Source organism: Streptomyces sp. HM190 (assembly GCF_009857135.1).
Lineage (GTDB): Bacteria > Actinomycetota > Actinomycetes > Streptomycetales > Streptomycetaceae > Streptomyces > Streptomyces heilongjiangensis.
In genome coordinates, this window is record NZ_CP047318.1 from 4533680 (window position 1) to 4559483 (window position 25804).

Here is a 25804-nt window from a genome sequence, read left to right on the forward strand (position 1 = left end):
ACCGGTGGGCGTCGAAGGCGTTCGGGGGAGCGCCGGCACCGTCGGCGCCCGGTCGTCCGTGGGTTGTCCAGTCCGATGCCACTGACCATGGCACTCGCAGACGAGGAACTGATGACCAGTCAAGAACACCGCAGTCGCCTGAGGCGTCCCGGGCTCGCCGCCCTCGCCGCGCTCGCCGTCGTCGCCACCGTGGCCGGGGCCGCCCCCGGCGCGGGCGCGGCCCCCGCGGCCAAGGCCGGGACCCCGAAGCTCAAGCTGATCGCCGCCTCGAAGTCGGTGACGGCCTACCGGTATCCGGAGGGCGGCACCTTCCTCGAACTGGGGACGTACGTCACGGTCGACGGCGCTCCCCTGGAGTTCAAGGTGACGCGGAAGTCCTACAAGGACCCCGTCGTCGCCCAGCAGATCTTCCGTGACGGCAAGAAGACCAGGACGCGGACGCTGCCCGCCGGGCTGGTCACCGACCACTCCGGGCTGCCCGGCTTCCTGGAGATCTCGCTCAGGAACGCCGCCGGTCAGCAGGTGCTCAAGACCGCGAGCAACTTCTGCCCGAACAACGCCTCCGGCCGTATCCGCCCGGACGCCCCGTCGACCTCGCACTACCCGCAGAGCTGCTCCGGGAACCCGTGGACGCTGGGCTCGGTGTGGGGTGTGGAGAAGGGCTGGGCGGTCAACACCACCCAGTACCGCTACGACGACGCCATGGACATCCCGGCGGGCGAGTACACCGCACAGGTCGGCATCGCGAAGAAGTACCGCGACCTCTTCGGCATCCCGAACGACCGCCCGACGATCAAGTTGACGGTGAAGCAGTACGACGAGGACGGCGAGGGCGGCGTCGGCGCGGGCGCCACGTCCTCCGCGCACCACGCCGCAGGTCACAGCGGCGGTCACGGCGGTCACGACGCCGCCCCCGTCGACCCGACCCAGCGGCCCCCGCACGGCTTCGGCCCGGGGGGCGACGACGTCCCGATGCCGCCCGCGTTCCCGCACGCGCTGGCGGACCGGGGCCAGGCGAAGCACCTCGGCGACGGTCCCGGCCACACCGACGGCTCCCGCATCGCGCCCGCGTTGAAGCCCGCCGCCAAGCGGCCCACCGGCAAGGCCGGCGCGCCCGCCGACGTGCCCAGGCCCGATCTGCGTTCGCTGCCCGCCTGGGGCATCTCCATCACCGACGGTGAGGACGGCGACGTCCCCGGCAAGGACTACCTCGCCTTCAGCGCCAACGTGTGGAACGCGGGCCCCGCGCCCCTCGTCGTGGACGGCTTCCGTAAGCCGGGCGCCGACCTGATGGACTCGTACCAGTACTTCTACGACGCCAAGGGCAAGCAGGTCGGCTACTCCCCCGCCGGCACCATGGAGTGGGACCCGCGCGAGGGCCACATGCACTGGCACTTCACCGACTTCGCCAGCTACCGCCTGCTCAGCGCGGACAAGACGAAGGAGGTGCGCTCCGGCAAGGAGGCGTTCTGCCTCGCCAACACCGACGCCATCGACTACACGGTGAAGGGAGCCAACTGGCACCCGGAGAACACCGACCTGTCCACCGCGTGCGGTTCGCAGGAGGCCATCTCGGTCCGCGAGGTCCTCGACGTCGGTTCCGGTGACACCTACACCCAGGAGCGTCCCGGCCAGTCCTTCGACATCACGGACCTGCCGAACGGCACCTATTACATCAAGGTCATCGCCAACCCGGAGAACCGTCTCAAGGAGAGCAACACCAAGAACAACGTCGCCCTCCGCAAGGTGGTCCTCGGCGGCAAGCCCGGCGCCCGCACGGTGCAGGTGCCCCCGCACCACCTGATCGACGCCCCGTAACCCGCGACCGCACGGTCCTCGCACGGCGACGCACCCCCGGGTCCCCGGACCCGGGGGTGCGTCATGCACGGGGGGAGGGCGTACGTCCGTCGGTGGCAGCGGCGCCGCGCCGGTCAGTCCAGGACCGCGAGCGCCTCGATCTCCACCAGGTGCTCCGGCACGTCCAGGGCCGCGACCCCCAGCAGGGTGGCGGGCGGGGCCGCCGTCGTGCCGAGGCGGGCGGTGGCGCGGGCGATGCCGTCGAGGAGCAGGGGCATCTTGTCCGGGGTCCAGTCGACGACGTGGACGGTCAGCTTCGCGACGTCGTCGAAGGTGGCTCCGGCGCCGGCCAGGGCGGTGGCGACGTTGAGGTAGCACTGCTCGACCTGTGCGGCGAGGTCGCCCTCGCCGACGGTGACCCCCTCGGCGTCCCAGGCGACCTGCCCGGCGAGCAGGACGAGCCGGGAGCCGGAGGCGACGGCGACGTGGTGGTAGACACCGGTCTCGGGCAGTCCGACGGGGTTCACCAGGGTGATGGCCATGCTGTCTCCTCCTGCGGGCAGGGGTGCCCGTGCTCTCTTGTGGTTACTGGGGAACCGTAGGAGAGTGGCCGCTGACAAGGAAGAACGCACTTTTTGGTGACTGAGGAACCTGATGGTGACCAAGCAGTACGACGGCACGCCCGAGGAGGCCGCGGATCTGCGGCGCGCGGACTCACTGGCCCGCGAGATCTTCGCGGACATCGCCAACAAGTGGGCCCTGCTGATCATCGACGCGCTCGGTGAGCGCACCCTGCGGTTCGGCGAGCTGCGCGACGGCGTCGAGGGCGTGAGCCACAAGATGCTCACCCAGAACCTGCGGATGCTGGAGCGCAACGGGCTGGTGGACCGGAAGGTGCACCCCACGGTGCCGCCGCGCGTCGAGTACACGCTCACCGAGCCGGGGCGGGCCCTGCGGGCCACGGTCGACGCGATGTGCGACTGGACCCACCGCTACCTCGGCGCCATCGAGGACTCCCGGACCCGCTTCGACGCCTGAGAGGGTCTGAGGGGGGCTGGGGAGTGGGAGCTGTGTCACCCGAACCGGGCTTTGCATGATCATGCATTGGGGTGCATACTCTTCCTATGTCCAAGGTCCTCACCTCCCTTCCGGCCGGCGAGCGCGTCGGCATCGCCTTCTCGGGCGGGCTCGACACCTCGGTCGCGGTCGCGTGGATGCGCGACAAGGGCGCCGTCCCGTGCACCTACACCGCTGACATCGGTCAGTACGACGAGCCCGACATCGCCTCGGTGCCCGGCCGCGCGAAGACCTACGGTGCCGAGATCGCGCGCCTGGTCGACTGCCGGGCCGCGCTCGTGGAGGAGGGCCTGGCCGCGCTGACCTGCGGCGCGTTCCACATCCGCTCCGGCGGGCGGGCCTACTTCAACACCACGCCGCTGGGCCGTGCCGTCACCGGCACGCTCCTGGTGCGGGCGATGCTGGAGGACGACGTCCAGATCTGGGGCGACGGCTCCACCTTCAAGGGCAACGACATCGAGCGGTTCTACCGCTACGGTCTGCTCGCCAACCCGCACCTGCGCATCTACAAGCCCTGGCTGGACGCGGACTTCGTCACCGAGCTCGGCGGCCGCAAGGAGATGTCCGAGTGGCTGGTCGCGCACGGCCTGCCGTACCGGGACAGCGCCGAGAAGGCGTACTCCACCGACGCCAACATCTGGGGCGCCACCCACGAGGCGAAGACCCTGGAGCACCTGGACACCGGGATCGAGACCGTGGAGCCCATCATGGGCGTCCGGTTCTGGGACCCCGAGGTCGAGATCGCCACCGAGGACGTGACGATCGGCTTCGACCAGGGCCGCCCCGTCAGCATCAACGGCAAGGAGTTCGCCTCCGCCGTCGACCTGGTGATGGAGGCCAACGCCATCGGCGGCCGCCACGGCCTCGGCATGTCCGACCAGATCGAGAACCGCATCATCGAGGCGAAGAGCCGCGGCATCTACGAGGCGCCGGGCATGGCCCTCCTGCACGCCGCGTACGAGCGCCTCGTCAACGCCATCCACAACGAGGACACCCTCGCCCAGTACCACAACGAGGGCCGCCGCCTCGGCCGGCTGATGTACGAGGGCCGCTGGCTGGACCCGCAGGCACTGATGATCCGGGAGTCGCTGCAGCGCTGGGTCGGCGCCGCCGTCACCGGCGAGGTCACCCTGCGGCTGCGGCGCGGCGAGGACTACTCGGTCCTCGACACCACCGGCCCGGCGTTCAGCTACCACCCGGACAAGCTCTCCATGGAGCGCACCGAGGACGCCGCGTTCGGCCCGGTCGACCGGATCGGCCAGCTCACCATGCGCAACCTCGACATCGCCGACTCGCGCGCCAAGCTGGAGCAGTACGCCGCGATGGGGCTCATCGGCACGGGCGGCTCCGCCGCGATCGGTGCCGCGCAGGCCGCCGCGACCGGGCTGATCGGCAGCATGCCCGAGGGCGGCGCCGAGGCCATCGCCGCCCGCGGCGAGTTCACCGGCTCCGACGACGACGAGCTGCTGGACCGCGCCGCGATGGAGTTCGGCACGGACTGACCGACCGCCGAAGAGGACCGGACCGCGAGGGGCCGGGCCGACGCCCAGCGCGTCGGCCCGGCCCCTCGCGTGGTGCGGCGGCGCTCGCCCGGCGGCGCTGTTCCAGGGGTGCCGCTGGAGGTGCGCCGGGTCGGGCCGACCGGGGTCAGTGGCGCCGGGACGAGGGCGGGGGCAGGGCTTTCAGGGTGGTCTCGGGGATCACGTGGTCGAGGAGGTGCAGGGGCGCGGCGCGGACCCCGGCCGACTCGGCGGCGTCCCAGTGGGCCAGGGCGTGGGGGAGGTCCACCAGTCCGTGGATCGGCGGGAGTTCCGTGCCGTCGCGGTGGGCGTGGAGCAGCGACTCCAGACGGCAGGACGCGAGGGTGCCGGGCAGGTGGGGCTGGAACCGGGTGCCCTTGGCGGCGCCGGTGCGCGCGAGCGCGGGGAGGTCGGCCGACAGCCGCGTCTCGGCGGCCTCCAGGGCGAGCAGTCCACCCCCGACCAGCAGCACGTCCTGTTCACGGCGCATCCGGTCCAGGGCCCGCGCGGTGTCGAAACAGTGCGGGAAGGAGTCGTCCACGACGATCGTGCCGGGACGGAGCCGGTCGACGTCCAGCAGGGCCGTGGGGCCGCTCACCGCGGTGACGACGACGTCGGCGTCCGCGTACAGCTCGCCCGGCAGGCCCGCGCGGGCGCCGGTGGACTCCAGGACCCGTACGCTCGTGCCGGGCCGGTCCGCCGACAGTTCGGCGGCGAGACGGCGCAGCCGGGGGGCGCTGCCCGGCAGGTCGCAGAGGATCAGCCGGGCCGGCGGGCGGGGGCTGCGAGCCAGCAGCAGCCGCAGCGACGACGTGCCGACGGAACCGCAGCCGACGACCGCGAGGGTCAGCCCGGCGAGGTCCCGGCCGGTCGCGGCGAGCGCCGCGTGCACGGTCTTCACGACGGCGACGGTGGTGGTGGCATGGCCGGTGGTGAGCGCGCCGGGCAGGAGCGCGGCGGCTGAGGGCTCCGTTTCCCGCAGGACGTCGTAGCCGTAGCCGGTCAGGGCGGGGATCCCCCCGGCCAGGGAGACGGAACGCGCGCCGAGGGCGAGGGCGTGCTCCACGGCCCGTGCCGTGCGGGCGGCCAGCGGGTTCCGGGCGGCCCCGGCGGCGTCGTCGAGGGGAGTGGCCGGGGCGGCGAGGGCCGTCAGTTCGTCGGCGAACACCGGCAGGGCGAGGAAGCCGGACGTGCCGAGCGGCGTGGCCGTCGTCTCCAGCAGCCGTGGGCGGCCGTCGGGGAAGAGGAGCGCCCGCAGCTGTTCGCGGCCGGGCAGCGCCTCCGGGGGCAGGCCCGCGTACCCGGCCAGGTCGCGGGGCGCGGGCAGATAGCCGACGAGCGCGGCGTCCAGCGGGGCGCCGTCCTCCAGCTCGCGGCGCAACGCGTCGGTGAACGCGGCCAGTTCCTCGTCGGTGAGGGCGCTCGCCGACGCCCGGACGGTGACACGCACCCCGTCGCCCGAGGGGCGGACGGCGAGGAGGACGTCCGTGCCCACGGGGGGCGGGGCGAGGGCCGTGTCGGTGTCGTCGGGGAGCACGGTCAGCGTGGTGCCGGCCGGGTCACCGAGGGAGCCGAAGTCCAGGAACGTGAAGAAGAACTGGGCGGTACGGGGCAGACCGTCGGCCGGCCGCAGGTCCGGCGGTCCGGCGGTACGGGCCGCGACGGCCTCGGCGGCGACCCGGCGCAGGTCCTCCACGAACGGACCGGGCGCCGCACCGAGGACCGGCGGGCGCACGGCCACCGCCTCCGCGAACGGCCCGAACACCCGGTGCGCGTCGGGCACGCTGTCGTCGCGCCCGGTGACCGCGAGGCCGACCACCAGGTCCCGGTGGCCGGTGAGGCCGACCAGAGCGCGGTGGTACGCGGTGAGGAACGGCGCGTACGGCGTCGTCCCGGCGGCACGGGCGAGCCGGCGCAACGCCCCGACGCGGTCGGCGCCGAGGGTGAAACCGGCGGTGTGGAAGCCGGGGGTGGGCAGGCCGGGGGACGTCTCCTCGCCGTCGGCGGGCTGCCGGGAGGCGCGGAGCACGGGGGGCGTGTACGGGGCGTCGCGCCGGGCGAGGTGGGCCGCCGTTCCCAGGGGCAGGGCCGGGGTCGAGGCCGGGGACGGGGTCCGGCGGCGGGCGGCGCGCAGCTCGACGTGGTCGCGGAACGTCGAGCGCAACGGCTCCAGACCGTCGGACAGGCCGGCGGCGAAACGGTCGTGGACGGTGAGGAGTTCACGGGTGAACAGGGCGGCGCTGTAGCCGTCGCCGATGAGGTGGTGGGCGTGCACCACGAGGACGTGCTCGTCGGCGGCGACCGTGAACAGGCGCAGCCGCAGCAGCGGCCACGCCCACGGCTCGAACCGCCGCCGCGCCTCCTCGGCGATCCGCCGCTCCAGCAGCCCCGGCTCGCCCAGCACCTCCGTCTCCACCGGCAGCCGCAGCGTGTCCGGCAGTTCCTGCTGCACGGGCGGGCGCGCACCGGCCGGGAACACCGTGCGGAGCATCGGGTGCCGGGCCACGAGGACGTCCACCGCCCGCTGGAACAGCTCCGGACGCAGCGGCCCGCGTATCCGGAAACGAGCCAGCCACGCGGAGTCCCCGGAGCCGGCACGGCCGCCCGGTCCACCTGATCCGCCCGATCCGCCGGACCCGCCCGGCGCGGCGGGCGCGGCGGAGGCGAGCGCGTCGGCCAGCAGGAAGCCCCGCTGGGAGGGAGTGAGCGGGTAGGGGGTGACCGGGGCGGTGGCGGACGCGGGGGCGGGCGGAACGGGTGCCGCGGCGGGGAGGGCGGTGGCCGCCGCCGTGTCGATGGCCGCCGCCAGCGCGCTGAGCGTGCGGTGCGTGTAGACGGCGGTCGGGCGCGGCAGGAGGCGGTGGTCGTCGCGGAGGCGGGAGAACAGCTCCAGCACCGTGAGGGAGTCCCCGCCGAGGACGAAGAAGTCGTCCTCCCGGAAGACCTCGGGCACGTCGAGGAGCTGCGACCAGGCGCGGGCCAGCAGCCGTTCGGTGGGGGTCGCCGGCGGGGTGCGGGGGGCCGTCCGCCCGGTCGCCGCTCCGGGCACCTCCGGTACGGCGGCGGCCCGTTCGCCGGCCGGCGCGGGCGCGGCGTGGTCCGGGCGGGGCGCGAGACGGGTGCGGTCGATCTTGCCCGTGCCGGTCAGCGGGAGGGCGGCGAGGGCGTGGACACGGGCCGGGACCATGTACGGCGGCAGCGTCCGGGACAGGAAGGCGCGGACCTCGCGGGCGTCGGGATCCGGCGCCCCGGCCCGGGGCTCGACGTACGCCACGAGCCGTCCCTCCCGCAGCAGGACGGCCGCGCGGGCCAGGCCCGGGTGCGCCAGCAGCGCGGCCTCGACCTCGCCGAGTTCGACACGGTGGCCGCGGACCTTGACCTGGTCGTCGAGGCGGCCCAGGAACTCCAGCACCCCGTCGGCCCTGCTCCGGACACGGTCGCCGCTGCGGTACCAGCGCCGCCCGTCCCGCTCGGTGAAGGCCGCGGCGGTGAGGTGCGGGTCGCCCAGGTAGCCGGGGGTGAGTCCGGTGCCGGCGATGAGGAGTTCCCCGGCCTCCCCGGCGGCACACGTCCGGCCGTCCGCGTCGACCACCGCCAGTTCGGTGCCGGCGACCGGGCGGCCGATGGGCAGGTGGCGGACGTCGTCGGCGGGGCGGGTGTCGATGATGTGGCAGGTCGCGTTGATGGTGGCCTCGGTGGGGCCGTACAGGTTGGCGACCCGGTGGCGGACGCGGCTGTCCTCGGGGGCGCCGGGACCGCCCGGGTCGGCGGGGGAGCGGGTCGGTGCGGTGGTCGCGTCGAGGAGGTCGAACCAGCGGCGGACGTGGGCCGCGGGGAGGGCCTCGCCGCCCACGTGGACCCAGCGCAGGGCGGAGAGGTCCGGGGGCTACGCGACGGCCTCGGGGTCGTACGCGACGGCCTCGGGGGTGTACGCGACGGCCCCGGGGCCGTACGGGGTGTCGCCGACGAGGTCGGGGGCGGCGGGCCCGGCCGGGAGCGGGGAGGGGGCCTCGGCCGTGACGACCGGGGTGATCCCCTCCAGCCGGGCGGCGGCCTCGTGGGTCGCCGGGTCGCACACCAGGACGCGGACGCCGGTACGGTCCAGTTGGTCCCGGTGCCGGGCGGCAGGATGGGTGGCGTCCAGCGGGACCCAGCCGGCGCCCGCGCGCAGGATGCCGACCACCCCGGTGACGGTGGCGGTACCGCCCGGTTCGGTGAGCAGCCCGACGAGGTCGCCGGGGCGCACCCCGTGGGCGCGGAGTCCGGCGGCGAGGGCGGCGGACGCGGTGTCGAGGGCCGCGTAGGTGAGGGTGGCGTCGCCCGTGTGGACGGCGACGGCCTCGGGCGTGGCACGGAACCGCGCGCACAGGCGGTCCACGACGCCGCGCCGCCCGTCCCCCACCGACCGCGCGACGGGCGCGGCGGACGCCATGGGTGCCGCGGTCTCCGTCGGCGCGGCGGCCGGACCCGTCGATCCGGCGGCGACGGCGCGCAGTTCGCAGACGTACGCGTCGGCGAGGCAGCGCACCGTCTCGGGGCGGAACAGCCGGGCCGGGTGGTTCCAGGACAGGCGCAGGCTCGCGTCGGCCTCCCAGCACAGCAGGCCGAGCCGGGTGGCGGCGGTGGCGGTGGCCGCGGCCGTCGGGGTGACGGTGACGGGCCAGTCGGGGCCGTGCACCACGGGGAAGCGGGCGAAGCTGAAGCCCGCCTCGGCGACCGTGCGGGGCGCCGGTCCGGTGGCCGGCCGGACCTCGCCCAGCAGCCGGGCGAGGTCGGCGCTGCCGAGTGTCGCGTGCGCCTCGGCCTCCCGCCAGATCTCCCGGACCCGGCCGGCCAGCACGGTCACGGGTTCGTCGGGGCCGACCGTCACGAACACCGGCAGGGTGTCGGCGAGCGGCCCCACCAGACGGTCGACCCCGGCGACCGCCGCCTCGCGGCGCGCCCGGGCCACGTAGTCGCCGAACGCGCCTGGTGCGGCGGGTGGTTCGGGCGGCGTACCGGCACCCCGGGCAAGTGCGGTGTACAGCGACCAGAGGTCCTCGCTCAGCACCTTGAGGCTGTAGCCGTCGGCGGCGGCGTGGTGGACGACCAGCAGCAGATGGGTGAGGTGCGGGTGCTCCGCGTCGGGGACCAGCACGGCCCGTACGGGGTCCTCCGTCGTGAGGTCGAAGGGCCGGTTGCACAGGGCCTGTTCGAGGTCGGCCAGGGCTCGGGGACCGGCCGGGACCCGCCGGATCTCGTACCAGGCGGGACCGGAACCGTGGGCGGTGGGTGCCTCGGCGGGCGCGGTGTACTGGCAAGGGCGGGCGCCGCCGTCGCCGGTCAGCCGCATCCGGAGCAGGGGGTGACGGAAGGTCAGGTGGGCGAGCGCCCGGCCGAGGAGCGCGGGGTCGAGGGGGCCGTCGACGGTCTGGCGGACGTAGCCGTGGGCGGTGACGCCCTCGTGGAGCGATTCACCGGTGTGGAACGCCAGTTGGAGCGGGGTGAGGGGCAGCAGGCCGCCCTCGTGGCCGGACGCGGCGGGAGGAGGCGCGGCGGGCAGAGGGGACGGTGCCGCCGTGGGCGTCCCGGTGGCCAGGTGGGCGGCCAGTTCGCCGACCGTGCGGTACTCGAAGAGCAGGGTGGCGGGCAGCGGCCGGCCCAACTCCCGCTCCAGCCGCCGGGCGAGGTCCACGGCACTCAGGGAGTCCAGGCCCAGAGCGAGGAAGGGGGCGTCCTCCGCGATGTCCTCCGGGGAGCGGTGGAGTGCCTCGGCCAGCAGACGGCGGAGGAGCGCGGTGATCTCGGGGGCGGTGCCGCTCGCCAAGGTGGGGCTGTCTGCGGGTGCGGAGGCCGGGGTGGGCGCGGTCGGTGCCGGTGCGGGGTCCTCCGAGAGGGCCGGTGCCGCTGCCCGAGTCGGTGTCAGCGTCGCAGTCGGCATCAGCGCCGGAGTCGCCGGAGTCGGCATCAGCGCCGCAGTCGGCGTCGGTGTCCGTTGCGTCGTGCCCGTCACCAGTACGTGGGGCGCGTCCAGGGTGAGCGCCGCGCGGAGGGCGGTGAGGGCGGCGCGTACGGGCAGGGGGGCGAGACCCCGGGCGCGGAGCCGGTCCTCGCCGCGGGGGCCGCTGGCCAGGCCCGTGCCGGAGACCGGTCCGAGGGCGACCGTCCGCCAGGGTCGTCCCGCGGCGTGCGCGGCGGTGGTGAACGCGTCGAGGAACGCGTTGGCGGCGGCGTAGTCGCCGAGGGCGCCGGACAGACCGGGCAGCACCGAGGAGACGGAGGAGAACGCGACGCGGACGGCGCTGTCGTGGCCGTGGCGGCGCAGCGCCTCGTCGAGGACGACCGTGCCGCGGACCTTGGCCGCGAGGGTCGCCTCGATCTCGTCGTCCGACTTGCCGCGCAGGCTGCCGGGGCGGGCTGTACCGGCAGCGTGGAAGACACCGTCCAGCGGGGGCAGTCCGGCGACGAGGTCGTCGATCGCGCGGGCGTCGCTCACGTCCGCCGCCTGGTAGCGGGCGCGGGCGCCGAGCGCGCGGAGTCCGGCGAGCAGGGCGCGCGGCGGAGTGGGGGTGCGGCCGGTCAGGACCAGGTCGGGTGCGCCGCGCTCCGCGAGGTCGCGGGCGAGCGCGGAACCGAGGCCGCCGGCACCGCCGGTGATGAGGTACGTGCCGTCCGGGGGGAGGACGTCGGCGGTCGTCCGGGCGGCGCCGGTCGAGGGCACGGGGGTACGGGCGAGGCGACGGCACGCCCGCCAGGCGACGCTCCCCACGGTGCCGGGAACGCCGCCGGGAGTGCCGCCGGGAGTGCCGTCGACGGTGTCCTCGTGGGCGTCGGCCGCGGACAACTCCCGTTCCAGCGACTGGACCCGGACGGCGAGCGGGTCGCCGGAGGAGAGGTCGACGCCGCGGCAGGAGAGCGACGGGTGCTCGTCGGGGAGGGCCAGGGCGAAGCCGTGGAGGAGCGCCCCGGCGGGCCGGGCGCGCCCGGGGGCGTCTTCGGTGCCGGTGGTGTACGCGTCCTCCGTGACGAGCAGCAGGCGGGCGGGGACGCTGCCCAACAGGGCGAGGACGCCGCGGAGGGAGGCGAGGGCGTCGGCGGTCGCGGCCGGCTCGGTGGTCTGCTCGGCGAACCACACCCAGGTCTCCGGGGTGCCGGGCCCTTCCGGAGAGCCGCCGCCCGGCCCCAGCACCGTCACCCCGTGCTCGGTGAGACGGTCGGCGAGGGCCCGCGCGAGATCCGTCCCGGCGCCCGCCAGGCGTACGACGCGGGGGCCGGGCGCGGCGAGCAGCGGGGCGTCGCGCCAGAGGAGGGGCCGGGGAAGGGGGGTGCCGTCGAGGTCGTGGGCCGGAGGCGCGCCGTGGGGCGCGGGGGGCGTGTCGGGGCGCTCCGGCCAGTACGGGCGGCGCTGGAACGGGTATGTGGGGACGGGCACCCGGCGGTGCCCGGCGCGTACGCGCGCGGGGGCCGTCGGGGACAGCGGTGCCCCGCGTGTCCACAGCCGGCCGACCGTCTCCAGCAGGGCACGCGCCCCGCAGGATCCGGCGGTCCCACCGTCCGCGGCGGCGCCCAGGGCGGGCAGGTACGCGACACCGGACGACGGGGCGGCGGCCGTGGGCGGGAACCCGGTCTCCGCCCCGGCGCCGGGGCGGGCGGCGGCGATGGTGCGGACGGGGACCGAGAGGGTGTCGCCGGGGCCCAGTTCGACGAACGTGTCGTAGCCGTCGTCGAGGAGCCGGGCCACGGCCGCGCCGAAGCGCACGGGGCGGGCCGCGTGCTCGCGCCAGTACCCGGGGCTCAGGTCAGGTCCCCACCGTCCCGTCACCGTGCTCAGCATCGGCACCGTGGCCGGGAGCACGGCCGGTGCCTTCGCGGCGTTGCCGAGCGGGTCGAGCACGGGCTCCAGCAGGGGGGAGTGGAAGGCGTGCGAGACGCGCAGCCGGCGTGCGGCGACACCGCGCGCCGTCAGCGTGGCGATCGCCCGGTCGACGGCGTCGGACGCGCCCGCGATCACCAGCTGGGTGGGCGAGTTGACGGCGGCCACGCACAGGGCGCCGTCGGACGCGGCGAGCACGGGCGCGACGGTGTCCTCGTCGCCCCGGACGGCCGCCATGGCGCCCGGCGGGGCGAGGTCACCGATCAGGCGTCCGCGTTCGGCGGCGAAGGCGAGCGCGTCCGGGAGGGAGAGGGCGCCGGAGAGGTGCGCGGCGGTGATCTCGCCGACGCTGTGTCCGACGACCGCGTCGGGACGCACCCCCCACGCGCCGAGCTGCGCGGAGAGGGCCGCGCCGAACGCCACGAGGAGGGGCTGCGCCACCTCCGTCCGGGCCGGCGCCTCCGGGTCGGCGTCCTCGTCAAGGCACCACGCGGTCAGGGAACGGCCCAGGACGGGGCCGACGAGCGCGGACGCCTCCTCCAGGGTGTCCCGGAAGACGGGGGCGGACCGGTACAGGGCACGGGCCGGGGCGGGGCACTGGGCTCCCTGACCGGGCAGGACGAAGACGGTGCGGGGACGGCCGCGGGTGGGTTCCGCGTCCCCGGCGCGGGCGGCCGCCTCCAGGCGGGGGAGGAGGTCGCCGTCGGCCACGAGCGCGAGACGGTACGGGGCGTCGTCGCGCGCGGTGCCGACGGCGGCGCACACGTCCGCCTCGGAAAGCCCGGGACGCGCCCGGAGGTGGTCGGCGAGACCGGTGGCGGCGGCCCGCAGGGCGCCGGGCGCCTTGGCGGAGAGGGTGAGCAGACACGGCCCGGCGGTGTCGGCCGCGTCGCCCGCGCTTCGGGCACGACCGGCGGCCCGGCCGGTCTCCCCGCCGGCGCGGTGACCGGTGTCGTCCGGTGCCTCCTCCAGGATCGCGTGGGCGTTGGTGCCGCCGAAGCCGAACGCGTTGACGCCCGCGGTGAGGGGGCGGCCGTCCGGGGTGGTCCAGGGCTCCGGCTCCGTCACGAGGCGGAAGCCGGGGGCCGTGTCGGCGAGGAACGGGGCGGGCCGGGCGGTGTGCGGCGTGGGCGGGAGCCGGCGGTGGGTGAGCGCGAGGACGACCTTGACGAGGGCGGGCATCCCGGCCGCGTTGAGCAGGTGCCCGAGGTTCGCCTTGACCGAGCCCAGCCGTCGCGGAAGCCCGTCGGGCCGGGGCGGGAACGCCTGGCCGAGGGAGCGCGCCTCCACCGGGTCCCCGACCGGCGTCCCCGTGCCGTGCGCCTCGACGTACGACACGGCGGCCGGGTCGGCCCCGCACTCCGCGTACGCCCGCGCGATGACCTCGCGTTGGCCGCGCGGCGTGGGCGCGAGCAGTCCGAGCGAGCGGCCGTCGTTGTTCACCGCCGTCCCGCGTACGAGGGCGAGGACCGGGTCGTCGGCGGCGCGGGCCTCGTCGGGGCGGGCGAGGACGAGGACGGCGCCGCCCTCCCCGGGCACGAACCCGTCGGCGTCGGCGTCGAACGCCCGGCACCGGCCGGTCGGCGACAGTGCGCCCGTCGCTTCGAGCAGCCGGTGCCCGGTGCCCGTCAGGCCCAGGTTGACCCCGCCGACCACCGCGAGGTCGCACTCCCCGGCGGTGAGGCTGCGCCGGGCCAGGTGCAGGGCGACCAGCGCGGACGAGCACGCGGTGTCGACGGCGAGCGCCGGGCCGGTCAGGTCCAGCACCTGGGAGACCCGGGCGGCGATCAGGTTGGGCAGGTTGCCGGTGAGGGCGGCCGGATGGCGGGCGAGGTCACCGTCGGCGGCCCCGGCCAGGACCTCGCGGTAGCCGCTGTCGCCGGTCGCCGCGAACACGCCGACCCTGCGGCCGGCCCGGCGGGGGCCCGCGTATCCGGCGCGCTCCAGTGCCTCGTGGGCCAGTTCGAGGAAGATCCGCGCCTGCGGGTCGGTCGCCCTCGCCTCCGCGTCGTCCATCCCGAAGAAGCCGGCGTCGAAGGCGGCCGGGTCGGACAGGAAGGAGCCGAACCGGGTGCTCGGGAGGGGCCCGTTCCCCCACCGGTCCTCGGGTACCGCGCCGACGGTGTCGCGCCCGGCCGCCAGCAACTCCCAGAACTCCTCGGGCGATCCGGCCCCGGGGAACCGGCAGGCCACCGCGAGCACGGCCACGGCACCGGAGGCGTCCGCGCCACCACCGTCATGGTCACGACGACCATGGGGAGCGGCGGCGGACGCGGTGCCCGCGTCCGCGCTCGCGCCGATTCCCGCGCGCGCTCCCACGGGTGTTCCGGCACCCGCGCCCGTTCCCGTGGCCGAGCGCGCCGCCGCACCCGCGGCCGGGTCCTGCCCCGTCTCCGGATCCGGCACTGTCTCCACCGCCCCGACGAGATACCCCGCCAGCCCCGCCACCGTGTCGTGGTCGCGCAGGACCCTCGGCTCCACCGTGACCGCGAACGCGTCCTCCAGCTCCGCCAGCACGGCCATCGCCCTCAGCGAGGAACCGCCGAGGTCGAAGAACCGGTCGTGGAGCCCGATCTCGCCCTCGGGCCGCTCCAGCACCCGCGCCCAGACCCCCCGTACGGCCTCCCGCACGTCCCGCACCGACCGAGGCGCCCCGGCCACCGCGACCCCCTCCACCGCCCCGGCCACCGCGACCGCCTCCCCCTCGGCGGCCTCACGCTGCCCCGATCCACCTCGGCCGTGCCGCTCCCCGACCGCCCCGGCCCTCCCCGTCGCCGCGTCTGCCCAGCGTTCCTCGACCGCCGTGAACCCTCCGGCCTCGAACCGCTCCCGCAGCACGCCCCTGCGCAGCTTGCCGCTGGTGGTGCGGGGGAACGCCGCCGGCGGCAGCGGCAGGACCCGTACGTCGTCGTGGCCGAGGACCTCCCGCAGGCGTCCGGCGGCGGCCCGCAGCACGGGGGCGGCGGTCGCCGCCGGAGGTCTCCCCCACCGTACGAACGCGACGACCCGCTCGCCTCCGCCGTCCGGGTCGGTGGACCCGACGACCGCGGCCGTCGTGCCGGGCGGCAGCCCCGGTGTCGCCGCGACCGTCTCCTCCAGGTCCGACGCGTGGAACGTACGGCCGTTGACGAACACGACGTCCTTGTGGCGCCCGGTGACCACCAGCCGCCCGTCCCGCAGGAACCCGAGGTCCCCGGTCCGCAGCCACCCGTCGTCCCCGAACGCCTCCGCGCCGGCTCCCGGCGCCCGGTGGTACCCCCGCCCCACCTGCGGCCCCCGCACCTCCACCTGCCCCACCCGTGACTCACCGAGCACACCACGGGCGTCCCCCGTGTCTCCCAGCGGCCCGGTGATCCTGACCTCGCAGCCCGCCACCGGCAGTCCGAGGTCCATCAGCTCCACCGCGTCCGTGCCGGGCACGGTCTCCACCGCCCGGCCCCGGCTGAGCGCGGCCCGGTCCAGCACCAGCGGCTCGGCGCGCTCGCCCAGCGGCGGCACGGTCACCGCGAGCGTCGCCTCGGCGAGGCCGTAGACGGGCAGCGGGGCGCGCGGGTCGAGCCCGGCGGGGGCCGTGTGGGCCTGGAAGGCGCGCCACACGCGCGGGGCGATCGGCTCGGCGCCGACCAGCAGCAGCCGCACCGGGCTCAGGTCGAGCCCCGCGAGGGTCGCGGCCGGGATCCGCCGTACGGCCAGGTCGAGGGCGAAGTTGGCGGCCGACAGCAGGGTCGCGCGGTGCCGGGCCGCCGCCTCCAGCCACAGCGCGGGGCGTCTGGCGAAGGACAGCGGTTCGACGCGTATCTGCCGTACGCGCGCGGCCATCGGCACCAGGTGCGTGCCGATGAGGCCCATGTCGTGGAAGTACGGCATCCACGTCGCGATGACGTCGTCGCCGGTGATGGCCATCGCCGTACGGATCTGGCGGAGGTTCGCGAGGACGCCGGCGTGGGTCAGCTCCACGCCCTTGGGCGAGCCGGTGCTGCCGGAGGAGAACTGGAGGAACGCGACGTCGTCCGGCGCGGGCCGGGGCAGCCGCCGGGGCGGGCGGCCCGCGCGGAGCGCGTCGAGCGGCAACGCCGCCACGTCCGCGTCGAGTTCGCCGAGCAGGGGTGCCGTGGAGGCGTCGACGACGACCGGTGGACGGCCGAGGAAGTCCCACACCGGTCCGACGCGGCGGGGTTCGGGCGCGAGCGGCACGGGGACGGCGCCGGCCGCCAGCGCGCCCCAGAACATCGGCTGGAAGTCCTCGCCCCGGTCGGCGACCAGCGGCAGCGGGGTGCCCGGGGTGACGCCGGCCCCGATCAGGCCGCCCGCCACCCGCAGCGCCTCGTCGCGGAGCCCGGCGAAGGTGACGGTGTGCTCGCCGCCGTCGGCGCGCACATGAACGACGGTCTGGCCGGGAACCTCCCGCGCCGCGCCGAGCAGCACATCCAGCAGCGTCTCGGCCGGTGCCCCGCCGTTCACACCTTCATGCGATCTCTCCACCGTGCGGACCCTACAGATCGGACGCCGCGGAACAGCACCGGCGCTCGGCGTCGTGTGTTCCCGGCCCGACTACGGCTGCCGTGCGGCCACTCCGAGGGCGAGGTCGCGCGCGTGGTCGGCCGCCGCCGGTCCACGGGTCGGGTCGGGTGCCTCGGAGAGGAAGACGAGGGCGAGCATCAGCGCGGCGTCCAGCCGGCCCACCAGCAGGCACGGGTCGCTTTCGGACGGAACCGTGGCCGTCGTCGCGTATCCGCGGCGTACCGCCTCCACGTCCAGCTCGTTCTCATTGGCGCCCCCCGGGTGGGCGACCGTGCCGCTCTCCGGGTCGTAGCTGGGCGCGGCGACGGCGGCGCACGCGCACACGTGCTGTTGCTCCGTCAACTGTTGTGTGCGACAAGTCAGTTGGTTCTCCCGAGCCGATGCTGACGAACCGTCGGCAAGATTGCCGCGGTCCCTGCCCCGATCGAGCGGTGAACGTTAGGGTCGGACGCATGAACGCTCGGCTGGCCCTGCTCAGCACGGTGGATCCCGGTGTCGCGGAGAGCGAGGTCTTCCGTCTCGCGCTCCAGCACGCGGTGGGGGAACTCGGCGCTCTCGGCGGCATGATCCACCTCCGCGGGCCGATGTCGGCGCTCCGCCTGGTGTCGGTGACCGGCCTCCCGGCCGCCCTCACCCGCCCCTGGGAGATCATCGACCAGGATGGCTCCCTGCCCCCGGCCCGCGCCCTCCACCGCGACGGCGGCTCCTGGGCGCCCATCGCCTCCGTCGACCTCACCTGGCCCGGCACCGGTCTCGCCGCCCTCCCCCTGGCCTGCGGCGACCGGGCGATCGGCGCGTTCTCCGTCCTCACCGGCGACCGGGGCGAACCCGACGACGGCCACTGGGGATTCCTGCGGGACGTCGTCGCCTGGACCGTGGAGCGGATGGCGCAGGCCCCGCCCCCGTCCGGCCCCGCCGCCGCCGAGCCGGACGGCGAGCGGCTGCGGCAGGCCCTGAAGGAGGTCAGCGTCGGCTCCTGGGACTGGGACATCCGCACCGGTGCCCTGATCTGGGACGAGGCCGCGCTGGAGCTGTACGGCACCCGGCCCGGCGAGTTCACCGGCCGGATCGAGAACTGGATGCGGATCGTCCACCCCGACGACCTCGCCCCCACCCTCGCCGCCGCCCAGCGCGCCATCCGCGACCGCACCGTGTACGAGGCCGAGTACCGCGTACGGCGCCTGGACGGCGGCTACGGCTGGACCCGGGCGCGCGGCCGCGCCACCTACGACGAGCACGGCACACCCCGGCGGATGGTCGGCGTCGGCTGGGAGAGCGCCGAGTCCCGCTCCGCCCGTGACGCGCTCAGCCGGGCCGTGCGCCACATGAGCGACGCGTTCCTCGCCGTCGACGAGAGGTGGCGGGTCACCTTCGCCAACCTGGAGGCCGAACGCATGCTGGGCCTGTCCGAGGACGAACTCGTCGGACGGGTGCTGTGGGAGCTGTCCGTCGAGTGCGACGGGGTGACCGGTCTGGAGCGGCTGTGCCGGAGGGCCGCCGCCGACCAGAGGCCCACCGGGTTCGACGTGCACAGCCCCGGCAAGGACCGCTGGTTCCACCTCCGGGTCGTGCCGGGACCCGACGGCCACACCCTCTACTTCACCGACATCACCGAGAACCGCCGGCTGGAGGAGGAACGCCGCGCCGCCGAGCGCGCCGCCTCCCGACGGGCGGCCCGGATAGCCGAGTTGACGGCCGCGCTGGCGAAGGCGACCACCACGCGGGACGTGATCGAGGCGGTCGCCCGGCGGGTGCTGCCGCCGTTCGCCGCCACCGGGTTCCTCGTGCAGGAGGTCGAGGGCGACCGGCTCCACCACCTCGGCGCGGTCGGCTACTCCGCCGAGTTCATCGACCCTGTCAACCACCGCCCCCGGACCCGCCGTGGTCCCGCCTGGGACGCCATCGCCACCGGCGGCCCCGTCTTCCTCTCCTCGGCCGAGGAGTACGCGGCGTACGTGCCGTGCCAGGCCGACCTGCCGCGCCGCTCGGGCAAGCAGTCCTGGGCGTTCCTGCCGCTGACCGCGTCCGGCCGCACCTTCGGCGTGTGCGTCGTCTCCTTCGACCGGCCCCGCCTCCTCACCGAGGAGGAACGCACCCTCCTCACCGCGATCAGCGCGCTCCTCGCCCAGTCCCTGGAACGGGCCCGCCTGTTCGATGTCGAGCACACCCGGTCCCGCGAACTCCAGCGCGGTCTCCTCCCGCAGGCTCTGCCCGACCTGCCGTCCTGCGAGGCCGCCGCCCGCTATCTGCCGGCCGGGCGGGGCATGGACGTCGGCGGCGACTGGTACGACGTCATCCCGCTCTCCAGCGGCCAGGTCGCCCTCGTCGTCGGCGACGTCATGGGCCACGGGCTGCCCGAGGCCGCCACCATGGGCCGGCTGCGCACCGCCGTCCACACCCTCGCCGCCCTCGAACTGCCGCCCGACGAGATCATGACCCACCTCAACGACCTCGTCGCCGGCATGGGCGAGGAGTCGTACGTGACCTGCCTGTACGCGCTGTACGACTCCACGACCCGGATCTGTTCCCTCGCCCGCGCCGGGCACCCGCCGCCGGCGCTGGTCCTGCCCGACGGCAGTGTGCGCTTCCCGGACCTGGCCGCCGACCCGCCGCTCGGCGCGGCCGAGCCGCCCTTCGAGACGGCCGAACTGCACGTGCCCGACGGGAGCATGCTCGTGCTCTACACCGACGGCCTCGTGGAGTCCTCGAAGCGCGAGATGGACGAGGGCATGGCCGAACTCGCCCGCCTGCTGCGCACCGCCCACGACGACGGCACCGCCGGCGACCTGGAACTCCTCTGCGACACCCTCATCCACGGGCTGCTCCCGGCCCACCAGCAGGCAGCCGACGACGCCGCGTTCCTCGTCGCCCGGCTGCACGCCCTCGCCGAGGACAAGGTGGCGTGCTGGCCGCTCCACGACGGCCCGACGGCCGCCGGGCAGGCCCGCCGCCACGTCCGTGAACAGCTCGCCGCCTGGGGCCTGGACGACCTCGCCCCCACCACCGAGCTGCTCGCCAGCGAACTCGTCGGCAACGTCGTGCGCCACGCCAAGGGGCCCGTGCGGCTGCGGCTGCTGCACGGCTCCGAACTGACCTGCGAGGTCTTCGACGGCAGTCTCACGATGCCCCGGATACGCCGGGCCGCCGACACCGACGAGGGCGGCCGGGGCCTGCAGCTCATCACCGCGCTCTCCCAGCGCTGGGGCACCCGCTACACCGCCGACGGCAAGTGCATCTGGACCGAGCAGCCCCTGACCGGCCCCGACCCCCGAGGCCGGCCGGCGGACCCCCTGGACCTGCTGTGCCCCGTCCCCGACGCCTTCGACGGCGACCTGGACGCGCTCGGCTTCGGCGACCCGGCCGACGCCACGGACCCGGACCGGTAGACCGGTAGGGGCACCGGGCCCGGTCCCCCGGTGCCCCGGTTGCCCCGGTTGCCTCGGTCATCCCGGTCGCCCGGTCCCCCGGTCATCCCGGTCCCCCGGACGCCCGGTCATCCCGCGCACGACCGAGGCGCCGGCCGTGGGGCCGACGCCTCGGGATGCGCTGTGGTGCGCCCGCGTGGTGCCTACGCGGTGCCTACGCGGTGTCCGCGCGGTGCCCGCGTGGTGCTGCGGTGCGGCCGGTCCGGGACCGGTCAGGCCACGGAGCCGATGCGCTCCACGCGCTCGTTCACACCGTTGCGCAGCTCACCCAGCGTCGTACCGGGCGGAGCCACCTTCGGCGTCGACGGCGGCGGCTGCGTCTCGTCCGCGCAGGTCGTGCCGCGGGCGGGAACCGTCAGGTCCACCAGGTACCTGACGACCGCGTCCGTCGCGCAGGCGCTGCGGCCGAACGCCGTGTGGCCCTCCGCCTCGAACGTCAGCAGCGAGGCGTTGTCGAGGCGCCGGGACAGCGCCACCGCGTCCTGGTACGGGGTGTCGGGGTCACCGGTGGTGCCCATGACCAGGATCGGCGCCGAGCCCTTCGCCCGGTAGGAGCCGTCGTAGCGGCTGACCCGCTCGGCCGGCCACTGGGCGCACGCGGTCGCGTGCTGGTGGTCGTAGGTCGGCGGACCGAACGCCATCGCCGGGCCGAGCAGCGGCGCCGCCGCGGCGAACGACTCCACCTTGTGCCTCAGCAGCCGCCGGTCGCGCGGGTAGTCCCGGTCGGCGCACTCCACGGCCGTGTTCGGGCCGAGGAAGTCGAAGCTCGCCGGGGACGGCGGACGCAGCAGGAACGAGGTGTTGTCCCGCAGCTGCGCCTTCCTGAGGGCCGCGCCGAGGGAGGGCCAGATGACCTTGCCCTCGTTGATGTTGAACATCAGCCGGTAGACCAGTGTGTAGCCGTTCGCCTTGCCGCCGCTCGCGGTGGTGACCGGGTCGGCGTCGAGGTCCTTCTTCAGCCGCTCGAACGCCCCGCGCGGGTCGCCGTCGCCGAACCCGCAGGTGGCCCGGTCGGCGGCGCACCAGTCGAGGAACCGGCCCATCGCCCCGTCCAGCGCCAGGTACTGCGGCCGGTCGTAGGCGTACGGGCGGTCGGCGTAGTGCACCGGGTCGTATGCGCCGTCGAGGGTCAGCGCCCGCACCCGCTGCGGGAACACGGCCGCGTACACCGTCCCGATGTACGAGCCGAACGACCGCCCGTAGTAGGTGAGCTGCTCCTCGCCGAGCGCCTGGCGCAGCAGGTCGATGTCGCGGGCGACGTACTCGGTGCCGACGTACGGCAGCAGCGGACCCGCGTTGTCGAGGCACGCCTGGTTGAACTCGGCGGCCTCGCGCAGCGCCGGCCCGAACGCGTCCGGTCCGGGCACGCCCTTGGCGTCGGTGACGGCCTTCGTGTAGCGCGTGTCGTCGAAGCAGGTGAGGGCCGAGCTGCGGCCGACACCGCGGACGTCGTAGCCGAACACGTCGAACGACTCGCGCAGCGCGGCCGGCAGCTCGTCGTAGTTGTTGCGGACGAAGTCCACGCCGGAGTTGCCGGGCCCGCCCGGCTGCATGAACAGCGTGCCCTTGCGCTTCGCCGGGTCCGCGGCCTTCTTGCGCACCACCGCGAGGGTGATCTTCTGGCCGGCCGGATTCCGGTAGTCGAGCGGCACGTCCGCGTTCGCGCACTCGTAGCCGCCCTGGCAGTCCGTCCACGCCAGCGACGGCACGGGCGGGGTCGGCAGGGTGTCCGGGGCCTTCGGCGAGGCCGCCGCCCCGGTCGCCGTCCCCGTACCGGCGACGAGGAGCGCCGTCAGCGCGGCCCCCGCCATGCTCAGACGGCCGAGACGTCTCGGCGCGCCGTGGGATGTCGTCATGTGTCCTTCCCCCTGTGCTGAAGTCGCCCTCAAGTACCCACTGGTCAGGGTGAGTCGGGGCAATGTCTAGCTGATGAGAGGGGAAAGGGGCCGGCTTGGTGCCGCCGTGGCTCGAAATGCACGGTATCTCTCCACTACCTGGCGGTAGTCACCGTGACCGGAACCGGCCGCGTACGCGTGGGCACGCGCCGCCCCCGCGCTCCGGCGGAACGCAGGTGTCCTCCACGCGCAGCCGTCTGCGGCTCACCCTTCGGGCCGGGTGTCCCCGGCGGCCGTTCCGGCCGTGTCGACGTCGGCGCGCACCAGGTCGTGGTCCGAGACCGGAGTGCGGTGCACGCCCTGCTCCAGCGGGGCGGCGCCGCGCAGGAACACGTAGTCGAACTTGAGCTGCCAGTCGGTGGTCACCTCGCAGTCCCCGGTGGCCGGGGGCCGGCAGCCGGGGTCCGCGTCCGTGGCCAGCGCCCACAGGGGGGCGAGTTCGGGGGCGTCCGGCACGGCGTTGAGGTCGCCGATGACGACCGCGCGGTCGTACCGGGCGACGGCCTCGGCCAGCACCTCGACCTGGCCCTCGCGGACCGCCTCCTGCCTCCGCTGGGCGAGATGGGTGGTGAACACCCGCACCGGCCTGCCGTCCACGGCGGTGGTGACCGCCAGGTAGCCGCGCTCCTCGGAGCCGCCCTCGGGGTAGAGCTTCCTGACGGGGTCGGTCATCGGCGCCGCCGAGAGGATCGCCTGGCCGAAGCCGCCGGGCTTCCACGGCACCCCGCCGCAGCGGTTCCAGTTGCGCAGCACCGGCCCGTACGCGACGTGGTAGACCAGCCCGTGCAGGTCCTCCAGGTAGTCCCGGATCCGCTCGACGTCCCGTACGCACGCCTCCTGCACGCCGATGACCTGCGGCGCGTACCGGGCGATCTCCGCGGCCCGGTCGACGTCGCTGGTGTCGCACGGATTGCAGATGTTCCACGTCATGACCCGGTTCGGGACGATGTCCCGGACGGCCTTCACGGGCGCCGACCCGCCGAACAGGCCCCCGTCCGGCGCGCTGGGGCCGACGAGTACGACACAGGCCACGCCCAGACCGCCCGCGAGCAAACGCGTGCCCCTCCCGAGCACCATCGCCTCCTCACCGTGGAACCCACGCATCAGACGTCCACGTTCGAGGTTAAGCGATCACCCGTCGGTACCGGGGTGCCCCGGCAGCCCGCCCGGCCATGTGCCCAGCAGCACCAGCACGCTGCCGGTGAACATCAGGATGCCGAGGGGGACGTGCAGCGCCGGCAGGCGGGCGATGCCGAGGACCACCTGGAGCGACGCGAGGAGGAGGAATCCCGCGGCGTACAGCACCGGCCGCAGGGAGGCACCGCCCGGCCGCCAGGCGAGGACCGCGGCCAGCACGTAGAGCATGGACGCGCCGTACATCACGCGGGCCCCCACGTCGTGCAGCAGCCCGCCGTGGGCCGAGGTCAGCAGCAGCCCTGCGGTGGCCGCCTGGAAGAAGAGCGTCAGCGTCTGCAGCGCGACCGCGATCCGCACGAACCTCGGCCCGCGGTACGCCGGTGCCATGTGAACGGCCATGTCCCGTTCCCCTCTTCCGCCGCACGGCGGACCGCCGATGGTGTTCCACCGATCCGACGGCCCGGAGCCGGGAAACGTGACACGGCGTCGTCGGGGCCGCCCGGCGCGGGCCGGGAACCGCGGGGCTAACGGGGCGTCAGGACGCAGAACTCGTTGTCGTCGGGGTCGAGCATCGTGATGCGGCCGTCCTCGTGGGGGGCCGGGTCGAGGAGCTTCGCGCCGAGGGCGAGGAGGCGGTCGACCTCCGCCCGCTGGTCGCCGCCCGGGGGCGGGGCGAGGTCGAGGTGGAGGCGGTTCCTGCCGTGCTTGGGGGCGACCGGCGGGCCACCCCAGGTGATCTTGGTGCCGCCGTGCGGTGACTGGATCGCGGTCTCCTCGTCCTGGTCCCAGACCAGCGGCCACCGCAGCGCCGCGCTCCAGAAGTAGCCGACCGCCTGCGAACCGTCGCAGGCCAGCGCGCCGAGGAAACCGCAGCCGGCGAGGAAGGCGTTGCCGGGCGGGAGGACGCAGAACTCGTTGCCGTCGGGGTCGGCGAGGACCACGTGCCCCTCCTCGGGGCGCTGCCCGACGTCGATGTGGCGCCCGCCGAGCCGGAGCGCCCGCTCCACCGTCTCCCGCATGTTCTCCGGCGAGCTGCTCGTCAGGTCGAAGTGGATCCGGTTCGCGCCGGTCCGGGGCTCGTCGGTGGCGACGAAGCCGAGCCGGAACCCGTGCTCGTCGGCGGGCAGCACCGCGACCCCGTCCCGCGGGTCGTCGCCGAGGCGTCGTCCGAGGACCCCGGCCCAGAAGGCGGCGAGGGCCCGCGGGTGGTGCGCGTAGAAGCTGAGCGCGTGCAGCTGAGAGGTCATCCCCGTGATCTCCGATCCACCGGCCGATCGTCGTCGGGGCACCCGTGCCGGCCCCCGGGGCGGAGCCTAGGACTGACCGGTCGTCGTCCGCAGCCCGATATTCGGCGCCCGGGAGCCCTCCTGGAGGCCTCGCCGGGGTCCGCGGCGCAGGCGGCGGCGCGCGGCGGGGGAGGTCATCCCGGATCGCCGACGCGGCCGGCGGCGTTCCCGACGAGTTGTGGGAGAACGCCGCCGAGCACTGCGACGAGGAGCAGCTCGCCGCGCTGGTGGGGCTGATCGCGCTGATCAACGCCTACAACCGGGTGAACGTGATCGTCCGGCAGCCCGCGGGCGACTACCGGCCGGGCATGTTCGGCTGACCCCTCCCCGCCCGGCGCCACGCTTCTCCGACCGGCGCCGGGCGCCGCATGCCGACCGCTGTGCCGCGCCGACCGCCGCGGCGAGGCCGGGGCCCCGGCCCTCAGCCTTTCGGCTCGCTGATGTTGATCATCCAGGGGACGCCGAACCGGTCCGTGCACATGCCGAAGACGTCGCCCCACATCTGCTTGTCGAGCGGAACGGTCACCTCGCCGCCGGCGGAGAGCTTCTCCCAGTAGCCGCGCAGCTCGGCCTCGTCGTCGCCGGTCACGCTCACCGAGTAGGTGAACAGGGGGGCGCTCTCCGTGTCCGTCGGGGAGTCCGCGCCCATGAGGGTGAAGCCGCTCGGCGTCTCCAGCATGCCGTGCATGATCATGTCGGCCTGCGGGCCCTGCCCCTGGCCGAACGCGCCGTACGTGTTGAGCAGCAGCTCTCCGCCGAACACCTCCCGGTAGAACTCCAGCGCCTGCCGGGCGTCGCCGCCGAAGTGGAGATACGGGTTGAGTCGCGAGGCCATGAACCCTCCTGAAGGGGGCGAACGGTCGGTGGTCCGGAACGGGGTCCTTCCGACGGACCCTAGACCCGCCCACCGACAACGGCACCCGGACACCGCGGCACCCCTCCCCGCCGCGAATGTCCCCGACGACACCCCGCGCACGGCCCCACCGGCCCTGGTCCGCGCACGGCCCCACCGGCCCTGACCCGCGCACGGCCCCACCGGCCCTGACCCGCGCACGGCCCCACCGTCCCTGACCGGGGCGACCAGGTGCGGGTGAGCGGCGCCGGGGTCGTCCAGCGGCCCGCGGAGCAGCCCTGCGGCGTCCGTGACCGTGCCTTCCGCGCCCTCTCGGGCAACCTGATCCGGATCCACGAGCTCCGCCGAGCCGTCCGTAAAACCGCCGGACGCCCCGCCGGTGACCTGGTTAGATCGAGCGCGGCTGCCCTCCACGGCAGGATCGGCCGGTCGCCGTCCACC

At 75.3% G+C, this 25804-nt stretch carries 11 protein-coding genes and 2 pseudogenes; 5 read left to right on the forward strand and 8 right to left on the reverse strand.

All coding sequences use genetic code 11. The features are described from left to right. The first annotated feature begins 87 nt into the window (after positions 1 to 87). On the forward strand, positions 88 to 1818 hold the full coding sequence (locus tag GSY65_RS19310; RefSeq protein ID WP_159770376.1) for a lysyl oxidase family protein: 1731 nt from the start codon (positions 88 to 90) through the stop codon (positions 1816 to 1818). 113 nt (positions 1819 to 1931) lie between these two features. On the opposite strand, the gene GSY65_RS19315 is transcribed toward GSY65_RS19310, so the two are convergent. Further along, positions 1932 to 2339: a RidA family protein gene (locus GSY65_RS19315; protein WP_159770378.1), complete on the reverse strand. Its 408-nt coding sequence runs from the start codon at positions 2337 to 2339 to the stop codon at positions 1932 to 1934. Between the two features lie 112 nt (positions 2340 to 2451). Between GSY65_RS19315 and GSY65_RS19320 the strand changes: the two genes are divergently transcribed. Then, positions 2452 to 2835 carry a winged helix-turn-helix transcriptional regulator gene (locus GSY65_RS19320; protein ID WP_159770380.1) on the forward strand — a complete coding sequence of 128 codons (384 nt, stop codon included), beginning with the start codon at positions 2452 to 2454 and terminating at the stop codon, positions 2833 to 2835. A gap of 86 nt (positions 2836 to 2921) precedes the next feature. Continuing rightward, positions 2922 to 4376: an argininosuccinate synthase gene (gene argG / locus GSY65_RS19325; RefSeq protein WP_159770382.1), complete on the forward strand. Its 1455-nt coding sequence runs from the start codon at positions 2922 to 2924 to the stop codon at positions 4374 to 4376. 145 nt (positions 4377 to 4521) lie between these two features. Here the strand turns inward: argG and GSY65_RS34525 are convergent. Then, positions 4522 to 16728 (reverse strand): annotated as a pseudogene (locus tag GSY65_RS34525) (SDR family NAD(P)-dependent oxidoreductase). Positions 16729 to 16797: 69 nt separating this feature from the next. Next, positions 16798 to 17109 carry a hypothetical protein gene (locus GSY65_RS19335; protein WP_159770384.1) on the reverse strand — a complete coding sequence of 104 codons (312 nt, stop codon included), beginning with the start codon at positions 17107 to 17109 and terminating at the stop codon, positions 16798 to 16800. Between the two features lie 110 nt (positions 17110 to 17219). On the opposite strand from GSY65_RS19335, the gene GSY65_RS19340 reads away from it, so the two are divergent. Beyond that, positions 17220 to 20153 carry a SpoIIE family protein phosphatase gene (locus GSY65_RS19340; protein ID WP_159770386.1) on the forward strand — a complete coding sequence of 978 codons (2934 nt, stop codon included), beginning with the start codon at positions 17220 to 17222 and terminating at the stop codon, positions 20151 to 20153. Between the two features lie 251 nt (positions 20154 to 20404). Here the strand turns inward: GSY65_RS19340 and GSY65_RS19345 are convergent, their stop codons facing one another. The 4 genes from GSY65_RS19345 to GSY65_RS19360 form a co-directional block, all read right to left on the reverse strand. Then, positions 20405 to 22048: an alpha/beta hydrolase gene (locus GSY65_RS19345; RefSeq protein ID WP_159770388.1), complete on the reverse strand. Its 1644-nt coding sequence runs from the start codon at positions 22046 to 22048 to the stop codon at positions 20405 to 20407. Between the two features lie 243 nt (positions 22049 to 22291). Beyond that, entirely contained in the window at positions 22292 to 23164 is an 873-nt protein-coding gene (locus tag GSY65_RS19350) for an endonuclease/exonuclease/phosphatase family protein (RefSeq protein ID WP_236579902.1), read from the reverse strand. A gap of 54 nt (positions 23165 to 23218) precedes the next feature. Beyond that, a complete protein-coding gene (locus tag GSY65_RS19355) occupies positions 23219 to 23623 on the reverse strand; it encodes a hypothetical protein (protein ID WP_159770392.1) in 405 nt (134 codons plus the stop codon). Positions 23624 to 23748: 125 nt separating this feature from the next. Further along, positions 23749 to 24471 (reverse strand): VOC family protein, encoded by a 723-nt coding sequence (locus GSY65_RS19360; RefSeq protein ID WP_159770394.1) that lies wholly within the window; start codon positions 24469 to 24471, stop codon positions 23749 to 23751. Positions 24472 to 24641: 170 nt separating this feature from the next. On the opposite strand from GSY65_RS19360, the pseudogene GSY65_RS19365 reads away from it, so the two are divergent. Further along, positions 24642 to 24830: pseudogene (locus GSY65_RS19365) on the forward strand (carboxymuconolactone decarboxylase family protein); the annotation flags it as partial. 101 nt (positions 24831 to 24931) lie between these two features. Here the strand turns inward: GSY65_RS19365 and GSY65_RS19370 are convergent. Then, complete coding sequence (locus tag GSY65_RS19370) at positions 24932 to 25345, reverse strand: VOC family protein (protein WP_159770397.1); 414 nt, start codon at positions 25343 to 25345, stop codon at positions 24932 to 24934. Between the last annotated feature and the right edge of the window lie 459 nt (positions 25346 to 25804).